The sequence below is a fragment of the Mumia spirodelae genome (assembly GCF_050632745.1).
Lineage (GTDB): Bacteria > Actinomycetota > Actinomycetes > Propionibacteriales > Nocardioidaceae > Mumia.
Map to the genome: position 1 here is coordinate 1,432,315 of NZ_JBODSD010000001.1, position 17,394 is coordinate 1,449,708.

The 17,394-nt window shown below is 72.7% G+C and carries 21 protein-coding genes; 14 read left to right on the plus strand and 7 right to left on the minus strand.

What is annotated here, in order from left to right; all coding sequences use genetic code 11:
- Window positions 1–21: 21 nt before the first annotated feature.
- Window positions 22–873: an HU family DNA-binding protein gene (locus tag ACQSSQ_RS07030; RefSeq protein WP_431326318.1), complete on the plus strand. Its 852-nt coding sequence runs from the start codon at window positions 22–24 to the stop codon at window positions 871–873.
- A gap of 52 nt (window positions 874–925) precedes the next feature.
- Here ACQSSQ_RS07030 and ACQSSQ_RS07035 read toward each other — a convergent pair whose 3' ends face one another.
- Both ACQSSQ_RS07035 and cofC read right to left on the minus strand, forming a co-directional pair.
- Window positions 926–1,117: a hypothetical protein gene (locus tag ACQSSQ_RS07035; RefSeq protein WP_431326319.1), complete on the minus strand. Its 192-nt coding sequence runs from the start codon at window positions 1,115–1,117 to the stop codon at window positions 926–928.
- 4 nt (window positions 1,118–1,121) lie between these two features.
- Window positions 1,122–1,751 carry a 2-phospho-L-lactate guanylyltransferase gene (gene cofC, locus ACQSSQ_RS07040; RefSeq protein ID WP_431326320.1) on the minus strand — a complete coding sequence of 210 codons (630 nt, stop codon included), beginning with the start codon at window positions 1,749–1,751 and terminating at the stop codon, window positions 1,122–1,124.
- 70 nt (window positions 1,752–1,821) lie between these two features.
- Between cofC and ACQSSQ_RS07045 the strand changes: the two genes are divergently transcribed.
- Both ACQSSQ_RS07045 and ACQSSQ_RS07050 read left to right on the plus strand, forming a co-directional pair.
- On the plus strand, window positions 1,822–2,595 hold the full coding sequence (locus ACQSSQ_RS07045; RefSeq protein ID WP_431326321.1) for a lysophospholipid acyltransferase family protein: 774 nt from the start codon (window positions 1,822–1,824) through the stop codon (window positions 2,593–2,595).
- A gap of 5 nt (window positions 2,596–2,600) precedes the next feature.
- Window positions 2,601–3,602: an NAD(P)H-dependent glycerol-3-phosphate dehydrogenase gene (locus ACQSSQ_RS07050; protein WP_431326322.1), complete on the plus strand. Its 1,002-nt coding sequence runs from the start codon at window positions 2,601–2,603 to the stop codon at window positions 3,600–3,602.
- Between the two features lie 22 nt (window positions 3,603–3,624).
- Here the strand turns inward: ACQSSQ_RS07050 and ACQSSQ_RS07055 are convergent, their stop codons facing one another.
- Window positions 3,625–4,692 carry a trans-sulfuration enzyme family protein gene (locus tag ACQSSQ_RS07055; RefSeq protein WP_431326323.1) on the minus strand — a complete coding sequence of 356 codons (1,068 nt, stop codon included), beginning with the start codon at window positions 4,690–4,692 and terminating at the stop codon, window positions 3,625–3,627.
- Between the two features lie 37 nt (window positions 4,693–4,729).
- Between ACQSSQ_RS07055 and ACQSSQ_RS07060 the strand changes: the two genes are divergently transcribed.
- Window positions 4,730–5,854, plus strand: coding sequence for a D-alanine--D-alanine ligase family protein (locus ACQSSQ_RS07060; protein ID WP_431326324.1), 1,125 nt, complete (start codon window positions 4,730–4,732; stop codon window positions 5,852–5,854).
- Between the two features lies 1 nt (window position 5,855).
- On the opposite strand, the gene ACQSSQ_RS07065 is transcribed toward ACQSSQ_RS07060, so the two are convergent.
- Together ACQSSQ_RS07065 and ACQSSQ_RS07070 are read right to left on the minus strand one after the other, a co-directional pair.
- Window positions 5,856–6,332: a DUF3515 family protein gene (locus tag ACQSSQ_RS07065; protein ID WP_431326325.1), complete on the minus strand. Its 477-nt coding sequence runs from the start codon at window positions 6,330–6,332 to the stop codon at window positions 5,856–5,858.
- Window positions 6,311–6,547, minus strand: coding sequence for an Lrp/AsnC ligand binding domain-containing protein (locus tag ACQSSQ_RS07070; RefSeq protein WP_431326326.1), 237 nt, complete (start codon window positions 6,545–6,547; stop codon window positions 6,311–6,313). The genes ACQSSQ_RS07065 and ACQSSQ_RS07070 overlap by 22 nt, the downstream gene beginning before the upstream one ends.
- 138 nt (window positions 6,548–6,685) lie before the next feature.
- Here ACQSSQ_RS07070 and ACQSSQ_RS07075 point away from each other — a divergent pair, with 138 nt between their 5' ends.
- A complete protein-coding gene (locus ACQSSQ_RS07075) occupies window positions 6,686–7,666 on the plus strand; it encodes a thiamine-phosphate kinase (protein WP_431326327.1) in 981 nt (326 codons plus the stop codon).
- Between the two features lie 135 nt (window positions 7,667–7,801).
- Here the strand turns inward: ACQSSQ_RS07075 and rpmB are convergent, their stop codons facing one another.
- Window positions 7,802–7,987 (minus strand): 50S ribosomal protein L28, encoded by a 186-nt coding sequence (gene rpmB / locus ACQSSQ_RS07080; protein WP_139087903.1) that lies wholly within the window; start codon window positions 7,985–7,987, stop codon window positions 7,802–7,804.
- Window positions 7,988–8,114: 127 nt separating this feature from the next.
- Here rpmB and ACQSSQ_RS07085 point away from each other — a divergent pair, with 127 nt between their 5' ends.
- The 9 genes from ACQSSQ_RS07085 (at window position 8,115) to mutM (ending at window position 16,261) form a co-directional block, all read left to right on the plus strand.
- The gene (locus tag ACQSSQ_RS07085; RefSeq protein WP_431326328.1) at window positions 8,115–9,728 is read left to right on the plus strand and encodes a DAK2 domain-containing protein; all 1,614 of its coding nucleotides are present in this window, start codon (window positions 8,115–8,117) and stop codon (window positions 9,726–9,728) included.
- Entirely contained in the window at window positions 9,728–11,944 is a 2,217-nt protein-coding gene (recG, locus tag ACQSSQ_RS07090) for an ATP-dependent DNA helicase RecG (RefSeq protein WP_431326329.1), read from the plus strand. The genes ACQSSQ_RS07085 and recG overlap by 1 nt, the downstream gene beginning before the upstream one ends.
- Entirely contained in the window at window positions 11,941–12,654 is a 714-nt protein-coding gene (locus tag ACQSSQ_RS07095; protein ID WP_431326330.1) for a DinB family protein, read from the plus strand. Before recG ends, ACQSSQ_RS07095 begins: the two co-directional genes overlap by 4 nt.
- On the plus strand, window positions 12,651–13,217 hold the full coding sequence (gene rsmD, locus ACQSSQ_RS07100; protein WP_431326331.1) for a 16S rRNA (guanine(966)-N(2))-methyltransferase RsmD: 567 nt from the start codon (window positions 12,651–12,653) through the stop codon (window positions 13,215–13,217). The genes ACQSSQ_RS07095 and rsmD overlap by 4 nt, the downstream gene beginning before the upstream one ends.
- The gene (coaD, locus tag ACQSSQ_RS07105; RefSeq protein ID WP_431326332.1) at window positions 13,210–13,695 is read left to right on the plus strand and encodes a pantetheine-phosphate adenylyltransferase; all 486 of its coding nucleotides are present in this window, start codon (window positions 13,210–13,212) and stop codon (window positions 13,693–13,695) included. Before rsmD ends, coaD begins: the two co-directional genes overlap by 8 nt.
- A 101-nt stretch (window positions 13,696–13,796) precedes the next feature.
- Complete coding sequence (locus ACQSSQ_RS07110) at window positions 13,797–14,384, plus strand: YceD family protein (protein WP_431326333.1); 588 nt, start codon at window positions 13,797–13,799, stop codon at window positions 14,382–14,384.
- Between the two features lie 3 nt (window positions 14,385–14,387).
- Window positions 14,388–14,573, plus strand: coding sequence for a 50S ribosomal protein L32 (gene rpmF / locus ACQSSQ_RS07115; protein ID WP_431326334.1), 186 nt, complete (start codon window positions 14,388–14,390; stop codon window positions 14,571–14,573).
- An 11-nt stretch (window positions 14,574–14,584) separates the two neighbouring features.
- Window positions 14,585–15,397 carry a ribonuclease III gene (gene rnc, locus ACQSSQ_RS07120; RefSeq protein ID WP_431326335.1) on the plus strand — a complete coding sequence of 271 codons (813 nt, stop codon included), beginning with the start codon at window positions 14,585–14,587 and terminating at the stop codon, window positions 15,395–15,397.
- Window positions 15,398–15,409: 12 nt separating this feature from the next.
- On the plus strand, window positions 15,410–16,261 hold the full coding sequence (gene mutM, locus ACQSSQ_RS07125; RefSeq protein ID WP_431326336.1) for a bifunctional DNA-formamidopyrimidine glycosylase/DNA-(apurinic or apyrimidinic site) lyase: 852 nt from the start codon (window positions 15,410–15,412) through the stop codon (window positions 16,259–16,261).
- A 25-nt stretch (window positions 16,262–16,286) separates the two neighbouring features.
- On the opposite strand, the gene ACQSSQ_RS07130 is transcribed toward mutM, so the two are convergent.
- Window positions 16,287–17,264, minus strand: coding sequence for a hypothetical protein (locus ACQSSQ_RS07130; RefSeq protein ID WP_431326337.1), 978 nt, complete (start codon window positions 17,262–17,264; stop codon window positions 16,287–16,289).
- Window positions 17,265–17,394 lie beyond the last annotated feature (130 nt).

The window sequence follows — 17,394 nt, forward strand, 5'->3', positions numbered from 1 at the left end:
CCGTTCACCGGGGGGAAGCCGTTGAACAAGAGCGAGTTCGTCGAGGTGCTGGCGGCCTCCTTCGAGGGGAACCGTGCCCAGGCTCGGCGCGCACTCGACGCGGTGATCACGACGTTGACCGAGCGTCTCTCACGAGGCGACCGTGTCGTGCTCAGCGGGTTCGGAGTGTTCCAACAATCCATCCGCACCGGCCGACAGGTCCGGAACCCGCGGACGGGGGAGATCCACGTGATCGCGGATCGGACCATCCCGAAGTTCAAACCCGGAGGGGAGCTGAAGAACGTGGTGGCAGGTGTGAAGACGGCGGCCAAGGCGCCGGCGAAGAAGACGACGGCGAAGAAGGCCGCCGCCAAGAAGACGTCCGCGGCGAAGAAGGCCACGGCCAAGAAGACGACCGCAGCCAAGAAGAGCACCGCGAAGAAGGCCACCGCGAAGAAGGCGACGGCCAAGAAGACGACGGCGGCGAAGAAGGCCACCGCGAAGAAGACGACCGCAGCCAAGAAGAGCACCGCGAAGAAGGCCACCGCGAAGAAGGCGACGGCCAAGAAGACGACGGCGGCGAAGAAGGCCACGGCCAAGAAGTCGCCGGCGAAGAAGACGACCGCGAAGAAGGCAACCGCCAAGAAGACGACGGCGGCCAAGAAGACCGCGGCCAAGAAGTCGCCGGCGAAGAAGACGACGGCCAAGAAGGCCACCGCCAAGAAGACGACGGCGGCCAAGAAGACCACGGCGAAGAAGACCGCGGCGAAGAAGGCCGCGGCCAAGAAGGCACCCGCGAAGAAGACCACGGCGAAGAAGACCACGGCGAAGAAGACCGCGGCGAAGAAGACCGCCGCGAAGAAGGCGCCGGCCCGGGTGACCGCCGGCGTGTGACGAGGAGCAGCTGCGGCCCCGGCGTCCGCCGGGGCCGTACCTGTGCTCGGGATCAGTGGATCCGCAGCGCCCGCACGGTCGGCCGCTTGTCGCCGGTCAGCTCGACGATGACGCGCTGACCAGGACGCAGGTGGCGGACGGGCGACGCCTCGACCGCGGCCGCCGCGTACGCCATCGTCACGCCGTCGTCGAGCACGAGCGTGCCCCCGCTGTCGGCGTCGAAGGTCGCGATCGTGGCCTGCATGGCCTCACCGTACCGCGGTGCGCGCGACGAGCGACGCCGTCCGCGGGCCGAGCAGAGGGCGGAGCTCGTCGAGGTGCGCCGGGAGGTCGACGTCGCGACGCAGGCCGACCGGTGCCGCGATCGGCACCGCGCCCTGCGCGCGGTGGGCGGCCAGGGAGCTCTCCCCGAACCGAGGGTCGAGCGACGACGGGTCGGCGACCGCGAGCAGCGTGGTCCCGACGTCGTCGGCGTCGGCGACGACCGCCACGTCGTATCTCGCCGCCTGGTCCAGCACGAGGTCGAGGTCGTCCGGGCGGAGACCGGGGAGATCTCCGGTGAGGACGGCGAGGGGACCGCGTTCGACCGCTCGTGCGCCGACGAGCACGGCGTCCCGCAGACCCGTCCCCGGGTCGGCGACGAGCTCGACAGAGGTGTCGCGTCCGGGAGCGACGTCGTCGACCATCGCCCTCGCGAGCGCGGGATCGGAGGTCACCACCACGACCCGTCCCACGAGGCGGCTGCCGAGCGCGGCCTCCACCGTGTCGAGCGCCATCGCACGCGCGAGCGCCGGCCGCTGCGCGCCCAGCGACGCCAGCCGCGACTTGCCCACCGCGGTGTCCTTGATCGGGACCACCAGCGTCCACCGTGCTGCCACGGGTCGATCTTGCCTCACGGCCCTGGCAGCGGGCATCGGCACCCGGCCCTGATGAACTAGGCTCAGCCGGATGGACACCCCTGCAGCCGCGTCCCCGGACCGTGACCCCGGGATGGTGCTGCGGACCATCGTCGCCGCGCTGCGCGCGCCGGTCACGGCCGCGGTGAGGCGCGAGTGGTCGGGTGCGGAGAACCTGCCCGCCGACCGGGGCTTCGTGGTCGCTGCCAACCACGTCTCGCACGCCGACCCGGTGATGCTGGCGCACTTCCTGTACGACAACGGCGTCCCCCCGCGCTACCTGGCGAAGGCCGCTATCCTCGACGTCCCCGTGATCGGCAAGATCCTGCGTGCCACCGGTCAGATCCCGGTCTACCGCGGCACGTCCGAGGCCGCCGACGCGTTCGCCGCCGCCAAGCAGGCCGTGCTCGACGGCGAGGGCGTCATCTTCTACCCCGAGGGCACGATCACCCGCGACCCCGACGAGTGGCCGATGTCCGGCAAGACCGGCGCCGCCCGCGTCGCGCTCGAGACCGGGTGCCCGGTCGTACCGGTGGCGCAGTGGGGGCCCAACATGTTCCTCGAGCCGTACGGCCGCCGGCTCCACGTCGTGCCCCGGCAGACGATGCAGATCGCGGCCGGCCCGCCGGTCGATCTCGACGACCTTCGCGGTCAGGAGGTCACGGCCGCTATCCTCGCGACGGCCACGGATCGGATCATGGACGCCGTCACCGAGCAGCTCGCGAAGCTCCGCGACCTGCCGGTGCCCTCGGAGCGGATGTCCCTGGACGACCCGCGGGTCAAGGAGCGTCCGCGACCGCGACGCCAGACGGCCACGAAGGAGTAGTACGCATGGCGAAGACCGCTGTCCTCGGCGCAGGGTCCTGGGGGACCGCCTTCTCGTTGGTGCTGGCCGACGCCGGCAACGAGGTCCACCTGTGGGGGCGCCGTACGGAGGTCTGCGACGCGATCAACCAGACGCGCGAGAACCCTGAGTACCTTCCGGGCATCCTGCTGCCCGAGACGATCAAGGCGAGCCACGACCCGGCCGTGGTCCTCTCCGGCGCCGAGGTGGTCGTGCTCGCGGTGCCGTCGCAGCAGCTGCGGGCCAACCTCACCGACTGGGCACGGCACATCCCCGCGGACGCCGTGATCGTGAGCCTGATGAAGGGCGTGGAGCTCGGGACGCACCTGCGGATGAGCGAGGTCATCGCCGAGCTGACGGGCGCCGGTCCGGAGCGCATCGCGGTCGTCACCGGCCCGAACCTGGCGCGCGAGATCGCCCAACGCGAGCCCGCGGCCGCGGTCGTCGCGTGCGCGGACGAGGCGGTCGCGAAGCGCCTCCAGGGCTGGTGCCACACGCCGTCCTTCCGGCCGTACACCAACACCGACGTCGTCGGGTGCGAGCTGGCCGGCACCACCAAGAACGTCATCGCGCTCGCCGTCGGTGTCGCCGACGGCCTGGGCTACGGCGACAACGCGAAGGCGTCGGTCATCACCCGCGGCCTCGCGGAGACGGCGCGCCTCGGGATGGCCATGGGCGCGGACCCGATGACCATGATGGGGCTGGCCGGGATGGGCGACCTCGTCGCGACCTGCAGCTCGCCGTTGTCGCGCAACCGGACGTTCGGCGAGAAGCTCGGGCGCGGCATGAGCATCGACGAGATCGTCGCCTCGACGCGCCAGGTCGCCGAGGGCGTGAAGTCGAGCGACTCCGTCTCCGAGCTCGCGAGCCTCCACGGCGTCGACATGCCGATCGTCGAGCAGGTCGCCGCGCTGATCCGCGGCGAGACCACGCCGAAGGAGCTCGTCGCCACGCTCGTGTCGCGGACGCCGAAGCCCGAGGTGCGCTGACCGCAGGGCGGCGCCGTACGCGTCAGGCGTGCCCCAGCGCCGCCTCGACGTCGGCCCAGAGGTCGTCGAAGCCCTCGATGCCCACCGACATCCGGATCAGGGCGTCGGGGACGGTCTCGGGCTCGCTGGCCCACCGGCGGCGGCGCTCCCAGGTCGACTCGACGCCGCCGAGGCTCGTGGTGCAGACCACCAGACGGCTCGACGTCACGACGCGGTGCGCGGCCTCGGCGCCGGCGGCCGGCTCGAAGGTGACGATCGTCCCGAACCCGGGGTAGCGGACGTCCCCGACCTGCGGGTGCGCGGTCAGCCGCTCCACGAGGCGCCGCGCGTTGTCCTGGGCCCGCTCGAACCGTACGGCGAGGGTTCGCAGCCCCCGCGTCGCCAGGTAGGCCTCCAGCGTGCCCGGGACGGCCCCGTGCATCCGCCGGTACGACTCCAGAAGCTCGTACGTCGCGTCGTCCGCGACGACCGCCACCCCGGCCAGCGCGTCGCTGTGGCCCGCGAGCAGCTTCGTGGCGGAGTGGACGACGACGTCCGCGCCGAGGGACAGCGGCTGCTGCACCAGCGGCGTCGCGAACGTGTTGTCGACGACGACGAGGGCGCCCCGCGTGCGGGCGGCGGCCGCGGTCTCCGCGATGTCCACGACCTCGAGCGCGGGGTTGGTCGGCGACTCGATCCACACCATCGCCGCACCGTCCGCGGCCTCGACCAGCGCACCCGGCTCCGTGACGTCGACGGCGCGTACGACGACGCGTCCGCGGCGCTCGGCCTCGGCCAGCAGACCGAGCGTGCCGTTGTACGCGTGCTGCGGCACCACGACGACGCCGCCCTCGGGCACGAGCGACAGGGTGGCGCTCGCCGCTGCCAGCCCGGAGGCGTACATCACGGCACGTCCGCCCTCGAGCGCCCCCACGGCGTCCTCGAAGGCCTGCCACGTCGGGTTGCCGAAGCGGCCGTACTCCAGCTCACCGCCCGCGACGAACGTGCTGGCCGGGGTCAGCGGCACGTTGAGCGGGGCGTCGGGTGTGCGGTCGGGGCGGCCTGCGGCGACCACCAGGGTGTCGAGGGAGAGCGATCCTGAGCGAGCCATGCCGACCATTGTCCAGGCTCGCGATAGGGTCGCCCCGATGACTGCCACGCCTTCCGACCGTTCCGTGCCGACGATCACTTCGGACCGTCCCTGCGTCCTGCTCGTGTTCGGCGGCCGGTCGAGCGAGCACGCCGTGTCCTGCATGACCGCGCGCGAGGTGCTGGCGGTCGTCGACCGCGACCGCTACGAGGTCGTCGCGGTCGGCATCACCCGCGACGGACGCTGGGTCCTCTACGACGGCGAGATCGCCACCGACGCCGACGGGCTCCCGGAGGTCGACGCCTCCGGCACCCCGGTCGCGCTGGCGGGCGACCGTCTCCTCGCGCTCGACGCGGACGGCTCGAGCCGGGTGCTCGCGACGGTGGACGTCGCGTTCCCGCTCCTCCACGGTCCGTGGGGCGAGGACGGCACCCTCCAGGGCCTGTTCGAGATGGCCGGCATCCGCTACGTCGGCTCCGGAGTCCTCGCGAGCGCGGTAGCCATGGACAAGGCCGTCGCCAACCAGCTCTTCGCGGCCGCCGGGCTGCCGCAGCTCCCGTACGCCGTCGTCACGGCGGACGAGTGGCGCCACGACCGGGCGGCCGTCCGCGAGACCGTCGCGTCGTTGCACTACCCGGTGTTCGTCAAGCCCGCGCGGGCCGGCTCCAGCATGGGCGGCACGCTCGTCTCCGACGAGCACGGGCTCGCGGCGGCGATCGCGCTCGCCGAGGAGCACGACCCCAAGGTCCTCGTGGAGGCCGCCGTCGAGGCCCGGGAGGTCGAGTGCGGCGTCCTCCAGAACCCCGACGGCTCGCTGGAGGTCAGCACGCCGGGCGAGATCGCCGTCGACCACGGCGCCGGTCACGACTTCTACGACTTCAGCGCGAAGTACCTCGACGGAACGTCCAAGAACCTCATCCCGGCTCCGATCGAGGACGTCCTCGTCGAGCGTGTGCGGGCCAAGGCGCTGCGCGCGTTCGAGGCGCTGGGCTGCGAGGGGCTCGCCCGCGTCGACTTCTTCCTCGTCGACGGCACGCTCTACATCAACGAGGTCAACACGATGCCGGGGTTCACCCCGTACTCGATGTACCCGCAGGTGTGGGAGTCGAGCGGCCTCGACTACGGCCGTCTCGTCGAGCGCCTCGTCGAGCACGCGCTCGCGCGTCCGACCGGCCTGCGCTGACTCAGACGCAGGGCGTGACGACCGGGTCGTGCGCGCTCACGGCCGGTGCGAGGTCGGCGAGCGCGTCGGCCGGCGGGTCGTACCGCCGGGGCACGGACACCTCGACGTACGCCGCTCGGCCGATCGTCGTGAAGACGTACCGCTCGTCGTCCTCCTCGGTGAACCATCCGACGTCGGCAACGACGTCGCAGCGCGAGGTCGCCTCGAGGTTCGCGGGGCGGTCCACCCCGCACCGGAGCACGATCGCCGGGCTGCCCCAGGCGCGGCCGGCGTCGGCCGGAGCGACGCGTACGGCGTCCTGACCGGCCACGGTCGCCGGGACGTCGTCGAGCACGTCGGCGCAGACCTCGGCGACATCGTCGGACGGGGCTGGAGCGTCGACCGCGACCGTGTCGGCACAGCCGACGAGCAGGGCGACCAGACCGAGGGCGCCGGCGGTCGTACGAAGGGGGTGGCTCAGAAGTGGACGACGGGACACGTGAGGGTCCGGGTGATGCCGTCGATGCGCTGGATCTGCGCGACGACCATCTCACCGAGCTCGTCGACGTGCTTGGCCTCCGCGCGGACGATCACGTCGTAGGGGCCGGTCACGTCCTCGGCGAGCGTCACGCCGCTGACCTGGGCGATGGCGGCGGCGACGTCGGCAGCCTTGCCGACCTCGGTCTGGACCAGGATGTAGGCCTGCACGACCATGTTGGGCTTCCTCCGTGGCTCGACAACGTTCACCGCCTCGGACACGCTACAGGATCATGACGTGCACGTGACGTGGCGGGATCACGAAGTCGCCCCGGGTGCGTCGTCCGTCCCGCGCCGCGATGACAGGATGGACGCATGGAGACGACACGTGCGGGCTCGGGCGGCGGTCAGACCATCGGGGAGCTGGGCGAGTTCGGGTTGATCGCCCAGGTCGCCCGCCAGCCGCGCTCGGAGCGCGTGCTCGTCGGACCCGGCGACGACTGCGCGTACGTCCGCGTCGGGTCCGGGTCGGTCCTCGTGTCGACGGACGTGCTCGTCGAGGGACGGCACTTCCGCCGGGACTGGGCGGAGGCGTACGACGTCGGCCGGCGCGCAGCGGCAGCCAACCTCGCCGACGTGATGGCGATGGGCGGGGTCGCGACCGCGCTCACCGTCGGGTTCGCGGCACCCCGCGACCTCGAGACCGCGTGGGCCGAGGACCTGACCCGCGGCATCGTCGACGAGGCGGCGCTCGTGGGCGCCGAGGTCGTCGGGGGAGACGTCACGGCCTCCGACGCCGTGACGATCGCGATCACGGTGCTCGGGGAGTGCGCGCAGGACCCCGTCCTCCGGTCGGGCGCCCGGCCCGGGGACGTGGTCGCCCTCGCCGGCCGGGTCGGCTGGGCCGGTGCCGGGCTGCACGTCCTCGCCCGCGGGTTCCGCTCGCCGCGGGTCCTGGTCGAGGCGTACCGCCGTCCGGAGCCCCCTTACGAGGAGGGGCCGCGCGCCGCCGCGCACGGCGCGACGGCGATGATCGACGTCAGCGACGGGCTCGTCGCAGACCTCGGGCACGTCGCGGCGGCCAGCGGCGTCACGATCGCGCTGGAGGCTTCGGCCTTCGAGGTGCCGGAGCCGATCGCGGACGTGGCCGCGGCGACCAACGTCGACCCGCTCGGCTTCCTGCTGACCGGTGGCGACGACCACACGCTCGCCGCGACCTTCCCGGCCGCCGCCGGCGCGCCGCAGGGATGGCAGGTCGTCGGGGTCGTCAACGAGCGCGACGACGCGGACGGCGCCGGGGTGACCGTCGACGGGACGCCGTGGGAGGGTCCCGGAGGTCACGAGCACTACCGCTGAGCGGACCTCCCTCGCGTCACGCTCGGAAGGGCGTGCGGACACCAAAGAGGCGGGCGCACCCTGGGGGTGCTGCCCGCCTCGTCGTGCGAGGGACCGCGGGATCGTCGCGTCAGCGACGACCGGCCGGCGATCCGGTCAGCGGCTGACCTTGCCGGCCTTGAGGCACGAGGTGCACACGTTCATGCGCTTGGGGGTCGCACCGACGACAGCGCGCACACGCTGGATGTTGGGGTCGAAACGACGCCGCGTGCGCTTGCGCGACCACGGCTTGTTGTTGCCGAAACCCGGCTTCTTGCCGCACACGTCGCAGACTGCAGCCACAGCGAACACTCCCGGTTGAGTCGAAGGGGGGATTACCAAAAGACAAGATTATCCGATCGGGCAAGGCGGAAGCCAATCGGCCTCGTCGCTCACGGTAGGGGCCTGCCCGGGACTAGTCTCTCAGGTCATGACGACGCACGTCTCCTCGGAGTCCTTCGCCGCCTGGGCCCGGGCGTGCACCGAGGCGCTCGGTGCGGCCCGCGCGGAGATCGACGCGCTCAACGTCTTCCCCGTCCCCGACGGCGACACCGGGACCAACGTGTACGTCACCTTCGAGGCGGCCGAGCAGGCGCTCGCCGCGTCGGAGGGCACGGACGCGCCGCTGCCCGCGGTGGTCCGCGACTACGTCGACGCCGCGCTGCTCGGGGCGCGCGGCAACTCCGGCGTGATCATGGCGCAGCTGCTGCGAGCGTCGCTCCCGGCGCTGGCCGAGTCCGAGGGGACGGAGGCGGAGGCGGGGCACGTCGCGGACGCGATGAGCAAGGCCGCCGCGGCGGCGTACGCGGCGGTGGGGCATCCCGTCGAGGGCACGATCCTCACCGTGGCGTGCCGCGCGGCGGAGGCCGCCCAGGACGCGGCCGCCGCCGGTGCCGCCCTGCCGGCGATGGTCACCGCGGCGGCGGCGGCGGCGCGCGAGGCGCTGCTGCGCACGCCCGAGCAGCTCGACCGCCTGGCCCGTGCCGGCGTCGTCGACGCCGGGGGACGGGCGCTGGTCGTCGTGCTCGACACCACCGAGCACCTGCTGACCGGCCGCTTCGTGCCCGACCCGGAGCCGCTCTCCGAGATGCCGCGCCCGCTGGCCGACGACCCGGGCTCGCACGAGCTCGACCCGGACGGACCGTCGTACGAGGTGATGTACCTCCTCGACGCCGCCGACGACGCGATCCCCGAGCTGCGGACCCGCCTCGACGGCCTCGGCGACTGCCTCGTCGTCGTCGGCGGCGACCGCCTGTGGAACGTCCACGTCCACGTCGACGACGTCGGGGCGGCGATCGAGGCGGGCATCGAGGCGGGACGCCCGTACCGGATCGCGGTGACGCACTTCGCCGAGCAGGGGCGGGGCCGGACGAGCTCGGCCGGGACGCGCGCCGTGGTCGCCGTCGCAGCAGGACCGGGACTCGCGTCGCTGTTCAGCGACGCGGGTGCGGTCGTGGTGCAGACGACCGCCGGGGGACCGCTCGCGGTGAGCACGGTCCTCGACACGATCCTCGACTGCGGAGCGGACGACGTCGTGGTCCTCCCGAACAGCCGCGACTTCCGCGCCGTGTGCGACGCGGCGGCGGCCCAGGCCCGCGAGGCCGGGGTGCACGCGACCGTGATCCCGTCCTGGACGCAGGTTCAGGGGCTGGCCGCGGTCGCGGTGCACGAGCCGGGCCAGCCGTTCGACGACGACGTGGTCGCGATGACCAGCGCCGCCCGCGGCACGCAGCACGGTGCGATCACGGTGGCGACCGAGTCCGGCATGACGATGGCGGGACCATGTCTGGTCGGCGACGTGCTCGGTGTCGTGGACGCGGAGTTCTCGATGATCGGCGACGAGCAGGCCGACGTCGCCCGCCAGGTCCTCGACCGGCTCATGTCGGGCAGCGCCGAGCTGGTGACGCTCGTGACCGGCGAGGGCCTCGACGCCGACGTCGTGCCCCGCGTCGAGCGCTGGCTGCGCGCACGCCGGCCGGACGTGGAGCTGGTCGTGTACGACGGGGGCCAGGAGCGCTACCCCTTGCTGGTGGCGGTGGAGTAGTGGGCGTCACGCCGCAGACCAGGCTCGCGTCCGTCGTCGGGGCGCGGACGGCGAACGCCTTCGAGCGCAGCTTCGACATCACGACCGTCGAGGACCTGCTCCGCCACTACCCGCGGCGCTACGCCGAGCGCGGCACGCTGACCGACCTGTCCGAGCTGCGCCTCGACGAGCACGTCACGGTGCTCGCGCGCGTGGTCCACGCGAAGGACTACCCGTTCCGGCCCAAGGGCGGCGGCCGGCCGGGCGGCAAGAACGTCCGCACAGAGGTCGTGGTCACCGACGGCACGGGCGAGCTGGTCCTCACGTTCTTCCGGCAGCCGTGGATCGCGCAGCGTCTGCGCCCGGGCACGCTCGGGATGTTCGCCGGGAAGGTCAACTCCTTCCGCGGCCGCAAGCAGCTGCTGCACCCGGAGGTCCGGCCGACGGAGTCCGAGGAGGAGGCGCGCGGCCAGGCGGAGGAGTACGCGGGCGCGATCGTCCCGATCTACCCCGCGACGCAGGCGGTCTCGTCGTGGACGGTGGAGAAGACGGTCGCGATCGTGCTGGACGCCCTGGACGAGATCGACGACTCGGTCCCCGAGCCCGTACGCCGCCGGCGCGGGCTGGTCGACCTCCGCACGGCGTACCAGGACATCCACCGGCCCCGCGAGGCCGAGGACCACTGGCGGGCGCGGCACCGGCTGAAGTACGAGGAGGCGTTCGTCCTCCAGACGACGCTCGCCGTCCGTCGGCAGGCGCTGGCGTCGGCCGCGGCCACCCGCCGGCCGCACGTGCCCGACGGGCTGCGCGACCGGTTCGAGGCGCAGCTGCCGTTCGCGCTGACGACGGGGCAGCAGGAGGTCGTCGCCCAGATCGAGGCCGACCTCGGGCGCGACCAGCCGATGCAGCGGCTGCTGCAGGGCGAGGTCGGCTCCGGCAAGACCGTCGTCGCCCTCCTCGCCATGCTCCAGGTCGTCGACACCGGGGGACAGGCCGTGCTGCTCGCCCCGACCGAGGTTCTCGCGCAGCAGCACTACCGGTCGATGGTGGCGATGCTCGGCCCGATGGCGCAGGCCGGGATGCTGGGCGCCGCCGACGCCGCCACCCGGGTGCGGCTCCTCACCGGGTCGATGGGCCAGAAGGCGCGCCGCGAGGCGCTGCTCGACGCCGCCTCGGGCGAGGCGGGGATCCTCGTCGGGACGCACGCGCTGCTCGAGGACACCGTGCAGCTGGCCGAGCTGGGGCTGGTCGTCGTCGACGAGCAGCACCGCTTCGGGGTCGAGCAGCGGGCGGCGCTCACCGACAAGGGCGCGGACGCGCCGCACCTCCTGGTGATGACGGCGACGCCCATCCCGCGGACCGTGGCCATGACCGTCTTCGGCGACCTCGACACGTCGACGCTGACCGAGCTCCCGCGCGGCCGGCAGCCGATCCAGTCGACGGTCGTCCCCGCCGCGGAGAAGCCGTCGTGGCTCGACCGGACCTGGGAGCGCCTGCGCGAGGAGGTCGGCAAGGGCCGGCAGGCGTACGTCGTGTGCCCGCGCATCGGCGACGACGACGGGCGGCGCTCGGACGCGGCCGAGGACGGGACCGAGCTGGAGCCGGCCGACGACGAGGGGGCGCGTCCCCTCACCTCGGTGCTGGCACTCCACGACCTGCTCCGCGACGGCCCGCTGGCGGGTCTGAGGACGGCGGCGCTGCACGGACGGATGCCGCCGGAGGAGAAGGACGCGGTGATGCGGGCGTTCGCCGCCGGGGAGGTCGACGTGCTGGTCGCCACCACCGTGATCGAGGTCGGCGTCGACGTCCCGAACGCGACCGCGATGGTCATCATGGACGCCGACCGTTTCGGCGTCTCCCAGCTGCACCAGCTGCGCGGGCGTGTCGGTCGAGGGACGCACGCCGGTCTGTGCCTGCTGGTCACCGGAGCCGAGGCCGGCAGCGCCGCGCGCGAGCGTCTGGACGCGGTCGCGGCCACCGCGGACGGGTTCGCCCTCTCGCGGCTCGACGTGGAGATGCGGCGCGAGGGCGACGTGCTCGGTGCCCGCCAGTCGGGCGTCCGCTCGAGCCTGCGGCTGCTCTCGGTGGTGCGCGACGAGCAGCTCATCGTCGACGCCCGCGAGGACGCGGTCGCGGTGGTGACCGACGACCCGGCCCTCGCCGGTCTGCCGTCGCTCGCCGACGCCGTACGCTCGCTCGAGGAGAGCACGCAGGCCGACTACCTGGAGAAGACGTGACCGGTGAGGGCAGGGAGTTCGTCGACGAGGACCTGTCGGGCGCCCGGTTCGTGCGCTCCGTCCTCGCCGGCGTCGTCATGCGAGGGGTCTACGTCGCGGGGATGGATCTCGACACCCCCGACCTCGCCGACGGCCCGCTCCTGGTCAACGGCGTCGACGTCGCGCCGTACGTCGAGAGCGAGCTCGCGAAGCGCTTCCCGGGCCGCGAGCTGAAGTATGCGACCGACCCCGCCGGGCTGCGTGCCGCCTGGTCGGCCGTGGAGACCGCGTGGGCCGACGCGCTCGTGACGGCGCGCGGGCGCGAGGACGTCTCGGTCGACGGCGAGTGGTCGTTCGCCCAGACGCTGCGCCACCTCGTCATGGCGACCGACGTGTGGCTGAGGGGCGCGATCTTCGGCGAGGAGCATCCGTTCCACCCGATCGGCCAGCCGTTCGCCGAGTACGCGGACACCGGCGGTGACGTCAGCGTCTTCCGCGAGCCGGCGTCGTACGACGAGGTCCTCGCCGTCCGTGCCGAGCACCAGGCGCTGGTGCGCGACTTCATCGCCGGAGTCACGCCGGAGGTCCTCGCGGAGCCGCGTACGGACCCGTGGGCGCCCTCACGGCAGGTGAGCGTGCTCGAGTGCCTGCACGTCCTGCTCAACGAGGAGTGGGAGCACCTGCGGTTCGCGCTGCGCGACCTGGCGATCGACGAGCGGGGTCGTTCGTGACCCGGATCATCGCCGGCCGCCTCGGCGGACGCCGTCTCGCCACGCCCCCCGGGTCGGGGACACGACCGACCTCCGACCGCGTCCGCGAGGCGCTGTTCTCGGCCCTGGAGGCCAGGCTCGGCGGCCTCGACCGGCTCCACGTCCTCGATCTGTACGCAGGCTCGGGGGCGCTGGGGCTCGAGGCGCTGTCGCGCGGCGCGGAGCACGCGACGTTCGTGGAGGCGGACAAGCGGACGGCCGGCGTCATCCGGCGCAACGCCCGCGAGCTCGGGCTCGAGGACGCGGTGACGGTCGTCGCCGAGAAGGTCCGGGCGTTCGCCGAGCGGCAGCCGCCACGGCCGTACGACGTCATCCTGATCGATCCGCCGTACGACCTGCCGGACGCCGACCTGGGCGCCGTCCTGGCCGCGGTGACGCCCCCGGCCTGGCTGGACCGGGACGGGATGGTCGTCGTCGAGCGCTCGACGAGAGGCCCCGACCTGGCCTGGCCGGAGACGGTCGAGGGCATCTCCCACCGTCGCTACGGGGAGACGGCGCTTTGGTACGGTCAGCCGCATGAGTAGGGCCGTCTGCCCGGGGTCGTTCGATCCCGTGACCCTCGGACACGTCGACATCGTCTCCCGCACCTCGCGCCTCTTCGACGAGGTCGTCGTCGCGGTCGGGATCAACGACTCCAAGCGTGTGATGTTCAACACGGCCGAGCGGGTCGCGCTCCTCGAGGAGGTGCTCGGCGACCTCCCCAACGTGCGGGTGATGACGTTCTCGGGGCTGCTGGTCGACTTCTGCACCGCGCACGGCATCTCGGCGATCGTCAAGGGGCTGCGGGCGGTCTCCGACTTCGACTACGAGCTCCAGATGGCCCAGATGAACTCGACGCTGGCGCACGTGGACACGCTCTTCATGCCCACGAGCCCGGAGTACGCGTTCCTCGCGTCCAGCCTCGTGAAGGAGGTCGCGCGCCACGGGGGCGACGTGTCCCCGCACGTGCCGCCGGTGGTCCTCGAGGCGCTCCAGGCCAAGCTGGCCGCCGAGCGGCACTGAGGGTCGCCCCGCGCCTCGGTTCGCGTGGGCGTGGGGTGGTTCGCTATCCTGGTCCGTGGCCTGCATGCAGGCCGTTCCCTGCCATGCCTGAAGGAGTGCGTGTGACCTCGCTCGACTCCCGGGCGCCGTTCGTTCTCGACACCCACGAGATCGCGCGACGACCCGGAACGCAGCGGGAGCTCACGCTCTCGGAGAAGGCGCCGGCAGGGATGGGTGTCGACATGCTCGGCGTGCCCGAGGGAAGTGACATCGACCTGGAGCTCCGGCTCGAGTCGGTCATGGAAGGGATCCTCGTGACGGGGACCGCCTCGGTGCACACCTCCGGTGAGTGCGTACGCTGCCTGAAGGACATCGACGGTGAGATGACCGTCGACCTCCAGGAGCTGTACGTCTACGACGACGAGGAAGAGGACGACGACACCGCCCGGCTCGAGGGAGACCTGCTCGACCTCGAGCCAGTCCTGCGGGACGCGGTGGTGCTCGCACTGCCGCACAACCCGTTGTGTGTTCCGGACTGCCCGGGACTGTGCCCTGAGTGCGGGGCGCGGCTCGCGGACGACCCAGAGCACACACACGGCGAAGCCGTCGACCCACGCTGGGCGGCGCTCAGCCAGCTGATGCAAGGCAACGACCGCCCCGCGGGCGGTACGGAAGAGACCGGGCGCGAGCCCGGCCCAGACGAGGAGTAAGAAGTGGCAGTCCCGAAGCGCAAGATGTCGCGCAGCAACACCCGCCACCGCCGTTCGCAGTGGAAGGCGTCGGCGCCGCAGCTCGTGACCTGCGCCAACCCGGCGTGCCGTGCGAAGCACCTGCCGCACCGTGCCTGCCCGGAGTGCGGCCAGTACGGCCCCCGCGGCGAGCAGCGCCAGGTCGTCTGAGCCGTCGACCCGTGTCCGACGTCATCGACGGCGCTGACGCGGCTTCGAACGCCGAGCTCCTCGAGCGGCTCGGCGTTCCCGGCCTCGAGCCGGGACTGCTGACCCAGGCGCTGACACACCGGTCGTACGCGTACGAGAACGGCGGCATCCCCAACAACGAGCGACTCGAGTTCCTCGGGGACGCCGTTCTCGGCCTGGTCGTCACCGACACGCTCTACAACGCGCACCCGGACCTCCCCGAAGGCCGCCTCGCCAAGCTGCGGGCCGCGGTCGTGAACGCGCGCGCCCTCGCGGACGTCGCGCGCTCCCTCGGCCTCGGCGCGCACCTGCGGCTCGGCCGGGGCGAGGAGGCCACGGGTGGGCGCGACAAGTCGTCGATCCTCTCCGACACCGTCGAGGCCCTGATCGGCGCGATCTACCTCCAGGAGGGCTTCCCGGGGGCCGGCGCGGTCGTGCACCGGCTCTTCGACCCCGTGATGGAGCGGGCCGCCGAGCTCGGCGCCGGTCTCGACTGGAAGACGAGCCTCCAGGAGCTCTCCTCCGACCGCGGCCTCGGCGTGCCCGAGTACCGCCTCACGGAGGAGGGCCCGGACCACGACAAGACCTTCACCGCGCACGTCCGCGTCGGCGGTCAGGTGTACGGCGAGGGTGTCGGCCACTCCAAGAAGGAGGCCGAGCAGCAGGTCGCCGAGACCGCGTGGCGCGCCATCAAGGCGACCGTCGACGCGGTGGACCACGAGGACGGCACGGTGGCCCCGGCCGCCGAGGTCGTCGAGGCCGCCGAGTCGGCCGGCACGGCCTCCGGGTCGCGCGCCGACTCCTGAGCCGCGAGCACGATGCCCGAGCTCCCCGAGGTCGAGGTCGTCCGCCGCGGCCTCGACGACCACGTCGCCGGCCGCCGCATCGAGCACGTGGAGGTCCTGCACACCCGCCCGGTGCGTCGTCACCTCGCGGGCCCGGAGGACTTCGCCCTCCGCCTCACCGGCGACCGGGTCCTGGGCGCCTCGCGGCGCGGCAAGTACCTCTGGCTCCCGCTGGAGTCCGGCGACGCGGTCCTGGCCCACCTCGGCATGAGCGGCCAGTTCCTCGTCCAACCGCCTGACGCGCCCACCGAGCGGCACCTGCGCGTGGTGCTGGACCTCGAGGACGGCGTGCAGCTGCGGTTCGTGGACCAGCGCATGTTCGGCGGCCTCGCCATCAGCGAGGGCGGCGCGGAGCTGCCTGCGGAGATCGCCCACATCGCCCGCGACCCGCTCGACCCGCAGTTCGACGACGCGGCGTTCGTCGACCGCCTCCGCCGGCGGCGTACGGGCCTCAAGCGCGCGCTGCTCGACCAGACGCTGGTCTCGGGCATCGGCAACATCTACGCCGACGAGGCGCTGTGGCGTGCCCGGTTGCACTATGCCCGCCCGACCGACACCCTGCGCCGTACGGAGGCCCAGCGCGTCCTGGACGCGGCGCGGGAGGTGATGACCGCGGCGCTCGCCCAGGGCGGCACGTCGTTCGACGCCCTCTACGTCGCGGTGAACGGGGAGAGCGGCTACTTCTCGCGGTCGCTGGAGGTCTACGGGCAGGAGGGCGAGCCGTGCTCGCGCTGCGGCACGCCGGTGCGGCGCGACCCGTTCATGAACCGTTCGTCGTACACGTGCCCCCGCTGCCAGCCCCGACCGCGCAACGGGCGCTGGTGAGACCGGCAGCGGGGACCACGTCACCTCATCGGATCGGCGCGGCCAGCGGCAGCGTACGGTCGACGAGCGCCTTCACCGCGGAGCCGCACGTGGCGACGACCTCGGCGTCCGTGCAGTAGTGCGAGGCGGTGTAGGACCCGGTGGCGAGGTCCTTCGCCCACGTGGTGGCGAAGTCGCGCAGCCGCGCGGTCTGCGTCGCGTTCGGGCTGCAGAGCGCCCCGGCGACGCCGATCACGTCGGTGTTCTCGCCCTCGCTGTCGATGTGGCAGCTCCCGCCCGTCGGCGAGCCGAGGAAGTAGCTGGTCCACACGAGCTGGATCCCGACGAACCCGTTGGGCAGGTCGTTGAGGGCTCCGAACGAGTTGTTGAAGAGGTTGATCACGCTGGGACGGGCCGCCACGCTGAGGACGGGACGGGTGCCGCCGGCCGAGATCGCCGAGACCGCGGCGGAGAAGCCCTCCGCGGCGACCGGGTCGAACATGATCGCGCCCTTGAGGTCGGCGTAGCCGCGGGTGTCGAGCTGCTGGCCGACGAGGGCGGCGAACTGCCCGCCCGCGGAGTGGCCGCCGACGATGTACTTCGTCGGGAGCGGCTTGCCGTTCGGCGGGACGACGGTGCGGTCGGCGAGCGCGTTGCCGATGATCGTGGCGAGCTCGGGGTTGCCGGCCGTCATGTCCTCGTCGACGCAGAAGACCATGACGCCCTTCTCGGCGATCGCCTTGCTGGTGCCGCGGAGGTGCTTGCAGCTGCGGCTGAACCCGTGCTCGACGAGCATGAGGCCGCTCGCCGTGCCGTTGGGGAGGTACCAGTCGGCGGCGTACGACGTGCCGCCGACGGTGATCGGTGAGCTGACGCACACCGAGCTGGAGGAGGAGTAGCCCGAGCAGGCCGTGGCGGCCGAGGCGGGCGGCGGGGATCCGACGAGGAAGGCGGCGACGACGCCGACGACCGAGGCGACGAGCGCGAGGAAGCGCGCCGGACGGCGCGCGGAAGTGCTGTTCAACGGTACTCCTGGTGCGTGGGATGGATGGACACGACACCGACCGATGCGTTCCCGAGAGAGTCGGTTTTGGAACGGCGTTTCGCAGAGTAGAACGTGGCCCAGGAACGCGCAAGACGTCGTCTCGGATCGC

Coding starts and splice junctions, on each gene's coding strand:
- ACQSSQ_RS07050 (WP_431326322.1), top strand. CDS start 2,601: ATGGCGAAGACCGCTGTCCTCGGCGCAGGGTCCTGGGGGACCGCCTTC.
- ACQSSQ_RS07075 (WP_431326327.1), top strand. CDS start 6,686: ATGGAGACGACACGTGCGGGCTCGGGCGGCGGTCAGACCATCGGGGAG.
- mutM (WP_431326336.1), top strand. CDS start 15,410: ATGCCCGAGCTCCCCGAGGTCGAGGTCGTCCGCCGCGGCCTCGACGAC.
- ACQSSQ_RS07070 (WP_431326326.1), bottom strand. CDS start 6,547: ATGGTCGTGCAGGCCTACATCCTGGTCCAGACCGAGGTCGGCAAGGCT.
- ACQSSQ_RS07035 (WP_431326319.1), bottom strand. CDS start 1,117: ATGCAGGCCACGATCGCGACCTTCGACGCCGACAGCGGGGGCACGCTC.
- coaD (WP_431326332.1), top strand. CDS start 13,210: ATGAGTAGGGCCGTCTGCCCGGGGTCGTTCGATCCCGTGACCCTCGGA.
- ACQSSQ_RS07060 (WP_431326324.1), top strand. CDS start 4,730: ATGACTGCCACGCCTTCCGACCGTTCCGTGCCGACGATCACTTCGGAC.
- ACQSSQ_RS07085 (WP_431326328.1), top strand. CDS start 8,115: ATGACGACGCACGTCTCCTCGGAGTCCTTCGCCGCCTGGGCCCGGGCG.
- ACQSSQ_RS07045 (WP_431326321.1), top strand. CDS start 1,822: ATGGACACCCCTGCAGCCGCGTCCCCGGACCGTGACCCCGGGATGGTG.
- ACQSSQ_RS07055 (WP_431326323.1), bottom strand. CDS start 4,692: ATGGCTCGCTCAGGATCGCTCTCCCTCGACACCCTGGTGGTCGCCGCA.